Below are 5,614 nucleotides of genomic sequence, written 5' to 3' on the forward strand. Positions count from 1 at the left end.
GACCGTCAAATCCAAGTGCAACCATGACAATGAAGGCAAGCGCCACGCCGGGAAGTGTCGCGTGGCTGATCGCATCGGACACAAGCGCGCGTTTGCGGAAAAAGAGGAAGCTGCCGGTGACGCCTGCGGCGACCCCAAGAAGGGTCGCGCCAAAGGTTACGAGCGTGGCGTTGTAGCCAAGCTGGAAGAACAGCGCTTCGAATAACATGACGTTAGCCTGCAACCGCGGCTGGGTCGATCCGGGCTGTGGCGAGACGTCCTCCGTAGGTGGCGGATAAGTTCGCGTCGGTGAAGGCGGTTTCAACCGGCCCCTCGGCGATTTTACGAACGTTCAGCAGCAGCACGTTGTCGAAGTAATCCGGCACGGTGGACAGATCGTGATGGACTGCGACAACCGTGCGGCCTTCGGCGCGCAGCGACTTCAGGACGGCAATGATGGCCTTTTCGGTGGCAGCATCAACACCGGCGAAGGGCTCGTCCAGTAGATAAAGATCGGCGTCCTGCGCCAGCGCACGCGCGAGGAACACACGTTGCTGCTGACCGCCGGACAACTGGCCAATCTGGCGGTTGGCAAAGTCGGTCATGCCGACGCGGTTCAGACACGACATCGCATGTTTGCGATCAGCCCCTGAAAGACGCCCCAGAAGGCCGGTTTTGCGAAAAAGACCCATAAGAACGACGTCAATAACGCGCACGGGGAAGTCCCAGTCGACGCTGGCGCGCTGGGGGACATAGGCGATGCGGTGCATTTCCGCCGCGACGGGGCGGCCCATTATGGTGACTTGCCCGGAGAGCGGCTTGATGATGCCCAGTGCCGCCTTGATCAGCGTGGATTTGCCAGCGCCGTTGGGGCCGACAATTGCGGTCATTTTGCCGGGTTGAAACGTGGCATCGACCGAGAATACGGCCGGCTTCTGGTCGTAAGAGACCGTCAGGCCACGGATCGCAAAGGGACTTTCGCGCAAGAACTGCGCTTCGGCCCGGACATTCTCTGCGTTTGCAATCTGAAGCATTTTGTTTCCTTAGCTTCCTGCGCTCAAAAGGCCATTCAACCCGCGTGCCGGCGCGGTGCCACCCAAAGCGGTGGCGATTGTGGTCGCGTTGTGATCGATCATTCCGACGTAGGTGCCCTCGTAGCTGCCGGGTTCGCCCATCGCGTCGGAGAAAAGCTCTCCGCCGATATTAAGGCTGTGGCCTTGGGCGGCGGCCCCTTCGATGAGAGCGCGGATCGAGCGATCGGAGACCGAGCTTTCGACGAAGACGGCACCAATTTTACGTTCCACAATCATATCGACGAGCGTCGAGATGCGATTCACACCCGCTTCGCTGTCGGTCGAAATACCTTGAATGCCGAGCACCTCAAAACCGTAGGCACGGCCGAAGTAATTGAAGGCGTCGTGGGCGGTGATCAGAACACGGGTTTCGGCGGGAACGGTTTCAAGCGACACCGCAGTGTAAGCCGCGAGTTTAGTCAACTCTGCAATGTAGGTTTCCGCGTTGGCGGCGAAATTGTCCGCAAAATCCGGGGCTGCTTCGCTCATGGCGTCGCGCACGGCTGCAACTGCATAGGTCCAAAGCGCCGGGTCCATCCAGACGTGCGGATCGAAGCGGTCGGCGTAGTCGTCATGGCTGACAAGGTCTTTGGCCGGGACGCCTTCGGCCACGGCGCGCACAGGCGTTTTACGCCCGAGATCAGCCAAAAAGTCTTCCATCTGCGCCTCTAGATAGAGGCCATTCCACAGCACAAGGTCGGCACGTGCCATGGCGAAGATATCTGTGCGAGTCTGGCGGTAACCATGTGGGTCGACCCCCGGCCCCATTAGGGCTTTGACCGTTACAAGGTCCCCGCCGACACGGCGTGCTGTGTCAGCAATCATGCCGGTTGTCGCAACGACAGAAAGCGTTGAACCCTTTGCACGCGCCTGCGCAGCCAAGCTTGCGGCGACAAATGCGCCTCCAATTGCTGTGATGAACTGCCGTCTTTGCACGTGTGGTCCTTTGTATTTAGATTTTTAAAAATGAGAATAATTCGCACTCTCATTACTAATTGAGAACAATTCGCAAGAAGTCAAGGTTTCCGATTGTGAATATTTTCTGGTCGGCAGCAATTCGCGCGTCGCAGATGGACGTTGAGAGGCGCGTGCGGACTTGACTCCTATGGCCCTGTGACCCCATGCAGATTGCGATAGCTTCGGTTCCGGCAGGCGACTGCCGGGCAAAAGGGAACGCGGTGCGGGGGAGAGCCTCCAATTCCGTGACTGCCCCCGCAACTGTAAGCGGCGAGCAACGGCTGAACGCGCCACTGGACGGTAACGTCTGGGAAGGCAGGCCCTAGCGACGACCCGTGAAGTCAGGAGACCTGCCGAGGCGTTCACCCAGTTCGGGGCGCGGGGCGCGTGTACGAGCTACGGTTCTCCGGCGTGGTGGCAGATGTTCGCCGTCCGGAGTGTGATTTCTTCGGATATTTGGATGAGACGTGGCGGCTTTTTTTGGGGCCGTTTTGGGGGTCAGCCATGGCAGTGGCAGACGGGACATCAACTGACTTCAAGGCCTCACGCGATGCGGGTAGCATTGCGTTGGTGCTTGGGCTTTTGGGCCTCGTGCTTTTTGGATTTGTCGTATCGTTGGTTACGGGGCCTTCGGGGATGTCTGTGGCGCGCGGACTGTCGGCGTTTTTTGTCGACAACGGCGGCCCAGAGACGGTCGTGATGCGCGAAATCCGCCTGCCACGCGCAGTTCTGGGCGCTCTGGTCGGGGCGGCTTTGGGCCTGTCCGGGGCCGCAATGCAAGGTTTGTTGCGCAATCCATTGGCCGAACCGGGATTAATTGGCGTTTCAGCGACGGCGGCTTTGGGGGCGGTGATCGCCCTTCAGACCGGGTTGGCGGCGACGTTTGCTTTGGCATTGCCGATCTTCGCGCTGGTCGGAGCCGGTGTGGCGGTTGGCCTGCTGTTGCTGCTGGCCGGGCCACGGGGATCATCACTGGTTTTGATTTTGGCGGGGATCGCGATTTCTGCATTGGCGGCGGCGGCCACGTCATTGGTGTTAAACCTGTCGCCGAACCCCTTTGCCGCAAGCGAGATTATTTTCTGGCTAATGGGATCATTGGCGGACCGCAGCTGGACCCATGTGTGGCTGGCGGGGCCGTTGATTGCTCTGGGCTGTGTGGTTTTGTTTTTGACCGGTCGGGGTCTCGACGCTTTGACCCTTGGCGAAGATGCGGCAGAGGCTTTGGGCGTTCGCATCGGGCGTTTGCGTTTAATGGTTGTGACAGGGACTGCTCTGGCTGTTGGCGCGGCGACGGCAGTTACGGGGGCAATCGGCTTTGTCGGGTTGGTTGTACCGCATATCTTGCGCCCCCTGACAGGCGGGCTGCCGTCGCGATTGTTGCCAGCGTCGGCATTGGGTGGGGCTGCGATGGTCCTTTTGGCCGACAGTGCCGCGCAGGGATTGTTGCCTGACCGGGATCTGAAGCTGGGGGTTTTGACCGCGTTCATTGGCGCGCCTGTGTTCCTGCATCTGATCTTTCGGACACGGAGGGCGGGGCTGTGAGCCTGTTGAGCCTTGATCTTTTGACGGTGATGCGTGGCGGCTGTCCGGTTGTGGATGGTGTTACGCTTGAGATTGGTGCCGGCGAGGTTGTTGGGCTGATCGGGCCAAACGGTGCCGGCAAGACGACGATGATGCGTGGTGCTTTGGGGCTTTTGGCCGCTTCTGGTGGGTCGTCGTTGACGGCCCTTCACGCGCGCGACCGCGCGAAGGCGGCGGCGTGGTTGCCACAGGCGCGCGAGATTGCCTGGCCAGTGTCCGTCGAGACTTTGGTATCGCTTGGGCGATCGCCCTATCTGGCAGGGGGGCGGAAGCTATCGCAGGCCGATCACGAGGCGGTCGCGCAGGCGTTAGAGCAGATGGGTCTGACGGCCTTTGCAAGGCGGGATGCAACTGCATTGTCGGGCGGTGAACAGGCACGCGTTTTAATTGCCCGCGTTTTGGCACAAAGCACACCTCTGATCATGGCGGACGAGCCGGTGGCAGGTTTGGACCCAGCCCATCAGTTCAGTTTAATGCGGGTCTTCTCAAAGCTGGCGCAGGGCGGCAAGTCGGTGTTGGTGTCGATGCATGACCTTGGGTTGGCCGCGCAACATTGCACGCGTTTGGTGATGATCCATCGCGGAAAGTTGGTGGCAGACGGCACACCACGCGAGGTGTTAAGCGACGACCGATTACGCGACGTGTTTCAAGTTTGCGGACGTTGGGATGGCGATGCGTTTCATGTGACAGACGTGTTGGAGGGGGCGGTATGATCGGACCCCAACGCATTGTGTGTCTGACCGAAGAAACGGTCGAGACCCTATATATCCTAGGCGCGGAAGACCGCATTGTCGGAGTGACTGGCTATGCGGTGCGCCCTGCCCGTGTGCGGCGTGAGAAGCCGCGTGTTGGCGCGTTCACCAGTGCTGACGTGCCGAAGATCTTGGCGCTTGAGCCGGATCTGGTCCTGACGTTTTCGGATTTGCAGGCGGATATTGCCGCGGATCTGATCCGGGCGGGCGTGGCTGTGCACGCGTTTAATCAGCGGTCGGTAGCAGGAATTTTCGAGATGATCGCCACGCTTGGCGCGTTGGTCGGGCATGCATCGCAGGCGGATGCTTTGATTGGCGAGCTGCAGGATAATATCTCGAAGGCGCGCACGACGGCGGCCGGGTGGGTACGGCCTCGGGTGTATTTTGAGGAATGGGACGCCCCTATGATTGCGGGGGTTGCCTGGGTGTCAGAACTGATTGCGATTGCTGGCGGCGACGATGTCTTCGCGGATCGTGCGCAGGCACAGGGCGCGAAGGGCCGGATTTTGGATAGCTCGGACGTGATTGCAGCCCGGCCAGATCTGATCCTCGCCAGTTGGTGTGGCAAGAAGGTGCGGCCAGAAAAGATCGCCGCGCGCGCCGGTTGGGCGGCTATTCCGGCGGTGTCACGGGGGCGCATTATTGAGTTGAAATCGCCCTTGGTGCTGGCTCCGGGGCCTGCGGCGTTAAGCGATGGTTTAGCCGCCATAGCTGCCGCGATTTCTGAGACGGCGGACGCGATGGAGACCGTGGCATGATCGCGCACTGGGATTTCATTGTGGCGTTTGGATTGGCGACAGGCATCCATTTGGCGGGTCTTGGGTATCACGCGGCAAACGGCGGGTTTGAGGGCGCGGGGGCCGAGGGACGCGCGGCGTTAAGTTTGCAAGCGGCTCCGGAGGGCATTTCGGACCTTGTTGCGGCCTGGGAGGCGGTCCCGGACGTATCCCCGATTGCAGAAGTATTGGATGCGCCTGTTTCTGAGGACACGGTAACCAAGGTTAACCTTTGGTCGGACAGCACGGTCCCAAATGCGACCCCGAAACTGGAGGATGCGCCAGAAGTGACGACTGCTCCGTCGATTGAAGCGGAAGCTGTCCCGCAATTGGCGGCTTTGCAACAGCCCGCACGATCTGTTCCGGACGTTAAGCCGGTTTGGGATGTAGCACGCGGGGCGGCTTCGCCATTGCCTTCGCTGGAGCTCCCTGCCCCGACGTTTGAAGCGCCAAGCACGGTGGAGCGGGCAATTGTTGCCACAACGCGCCCTGTGGC

Annotated in this window: 6 protein-coding genes, 1 pseudogene and 1 riboswitch; of the genes and pseudogenes, 4 read left to right on the forward strand and 3 right to left on the reverse strand. The window is 60.4% G+C overall.

The window, feature by feature from the left end; translation table 11 throughout:
• The 3 genes from AC221Y_RS19495 to AC221Y_RS19505 form a co-directional block, all read right to left on the reverse strand.
• The coding region (locus AC221Y_RS19495; RefSeq protein ID WP_486708098.1) for a metal ABC transporter permease at positions 1-208 on the reverse strand (208 nt) is incomplete at its 3' end.
• A gap of 4 nt (positions 209-212) precedes the next feature.
• Positions 213-1,013, reverse strand: a complete 801-nt coding sequence (gene aztA, locus AC221Y_RS19500) for a zinc ABC transporter ATP-binding protein AztA (protein ID WP_486708099.1) — start codon at positions 1,011-1,013, stop codon at positions 213-215.
• A 9-nt stretch (positions 1,014-1,022) separates the two neighbouring features.
• Complete coding sequence (locus tag AC221Y_RS19505; RefSeq protein ID WP_486708100.1) at positions 1,023-1,988, reverse strand: metal ABC transporter solute-binding protein, Zn/Mn family; 966 nt, start codon at positions 1,986-1,988, stop codon at positions 1,023-1,025.
• Positions 1,989-2,175: 187 nt separating this feature from the next.
• A riboswitch (cobalamin riboswitch) is annotated at positions 2,176-2,381 on the forward strand.
• 15 nt (positions 2,382-2,396) lie between these two features.
• On the opposite strand from AC221Y_RS19505, the gene AC221Y_RS19510 reads away from it, so the two are divergent.
• The 4 genes and pseudogenes from AC221Y_RS19510 to AC221Y_RS19525 form a co-directional block, all read left to right on the forward strand.
• Positions 2,397-3,551: a FecCD family ABC transporter permease gene (locus AC221Y_RS19510; protein ID WP_299749418.1), complete on the forward strand. Its 1,155-nt coding sequence runs from the start codon at positions 2,397-2,399 to the stop codon at positions 3,549-3,551.
• A complete protein-coding gene (locus AC221Y_RS19515) occupies positions 3,548-4,303 on the forward strand; it encodes an ABC transporter ATP-binding protein (protein ID WP_299749422.1) in 756 nt (251 codons plus the stop codon). The genes AC221Y_RS19510 and AC221Y_RS19515 overlap by 4 nt, the downstream gene beginning before the upstream one ends.
• A complete protein-coding gene (locus AC221Y_RS19520) occupies positions 4,300-5,100 on the forward strand; it encodes a cobalamin-binding protein (protein ID WP_299749425.1) in 801 nt (266 codons plus the stop codon). Before AC221Y_RS19515 ends, AC221Y_RS19520 begins: the two co-directional genes overlap by 4 nt.
• A pseudogene (locus tag AC221Y_RS19525) lies at positions 5,097-5,614 on the forward strand (hypothetical protein); the annotation flags it as partial. The gene AC221Y_RS19520 and the pseudogene AC221Y_RS19525, both read left to right, overlap by 4 nt.

This window comes from Boseongicola sp. (assembly GCF_057460485.1).